The organism is Dactylosporangium sp. NPDC051485 (assembly GCF_040682015.1).
GTDB lineage: Bacteria > Actinomycetota > Actinomycetes > Mycobacteriales > Micromonosporaceae > Dactylosporangium.
In genome coordinates, this window is sequence record NZ_JBFAZW010000251.1 from 1 (window position 1) to 1,499 (window position 1,499).

The window sequence follows — 1,499 nt, forward strand, 5'->3', positions numbered from 1 at the left end:
GCCGCGCCGCGTCGAGGTCGCCGCGCGCCGCGGCGACTCGGCCGAGCGCGGTGAGCATCCGCGATCGCGTGTACACCGCGCCGAGGTCGCCGGCGCGCAGCGCCGCCAGGGCGGCGGTGAGCCGCCGCCCGGCCGCGTCGAGGTCGCCGCGGTGGCGGTCGATCTCGGCCAGGCCGAGCGCGGCGGCGCCCCCGCCGGCGCCGGCCTGGGCGCACAGCTCGGCCGCGCGGTGGAAGTCGGTCGCCGCGCCGTCGAGGTCGCCCTGGCGGATGCGGCAGTCGCCGCGCCGGCACAGCACGTCCGCGGACTCCTGGGCCGCGCCCAGCTCGCCGAGCGCGGCCAGTGCCCCGGCCCAGCGGTCGTGGGCCAGGGCCCATTCGCCGCGCCACGCGGCCAGGTGGGCGAGCCAGTCGAGGGCCTGGGCGCTGCCCCAGCGCTCGCCCAGGGCCCGGAACCGGTCCAGCACGCCGAGCAGGCGGTCGTCGCCGGGGTGGCCGCCGAGGACGGCGAGGAGGGACAGGCCCAGCTCGACGAGGGCGGCGTTCCAGGGGTCGGCGCCGAGCAGGCGGTCCGACGGCTCGTCCCGGCCGGGGGCGTCGGCCCGGGCCATGCCCCACAGCGCGGCGTTGAACGGGTGGCGCAGCGGGCGGTCCAGCGAGCGCAGGACGGTGTCGGCGCGGCGGCGGTGGGACTCGGCGGCCAGGGACTCGGCGTGGACCACGCAGCTGACGTACTCCTCCTCGAGGCCCGCCGGCGGACCGTCCGGCAATGCCTCGAGGATCGCCGCCGCGAGGGCGGTCACCTCGCCGCGGCGGCCCGCGAGCCACCAGTACGCGGCGAGGGCGGCGACGAGGCGCATGGCGGTGTCGCGGTCGTTCGCGACCGACCAGCGCAGCGCGGCCATCAGGTTGTCGTGTTCGGCGGCCAGGGTCGCCAGCCACTTCAGCTGCTCGGCGCGGCGCAGGTACGGGTCGGCCCGCCGGGCCAGGCCCAGGAAGTGGGCGGCGTGCGCCGCGGCCAGGGCCCGCTGCTGCCCGGACTCCGCGAGCCGGTCGCGGCAGTAGAGATAGATGGTCTCCAGCATCCGGTACCGCCCGTCGCGCACCATCAGCAGCGACCGGTCGACCAGATCGGCCAGCACCTCCTCGCCCACCCCGGCGACCGCCTCGGCGGCGGGGCGGGTCGCGCCGCCCGCGAACACCGCGAGGCGCCGGGCCGCGACCCGCTCCTCGTCGCCGAGCAGCTGCCAGCTCCAGTCGACGACGGCGCGCAGGGTGCGGTGGCGCTCGGCCGCGGTACGGTCGCCGCGGGACAGCACGCGGAAGTGCTCGTGCCCGGCCAGGCGCTCGGCGATCTCCTCCAGGCCGAGCTGGCGCAGCCGGGCGGCGGCGAGCTCGATCGCGAGGGGCAGGCCGTCGACGAGGCGGCAGATGCGGGCCGACAGGCGTTGTGGCAGTACGGGACGCCACAGTTCATGCACCGGCTGGACTGCTCGTGAA

General features: G+C 78.3%; 1 pseudogene. It reads right to left on the reverse strand.

The features are described from left to right. A pseudogene (locus tag AB0M46_RS51335) lies at positions 1 to 1,480 on the reverse strand (AfsR family transcriptional regulator); the annotation flags it as partial. Between the last annotated feature and the right edge of the window lie 19 nt (positions 1,481 to 1,499).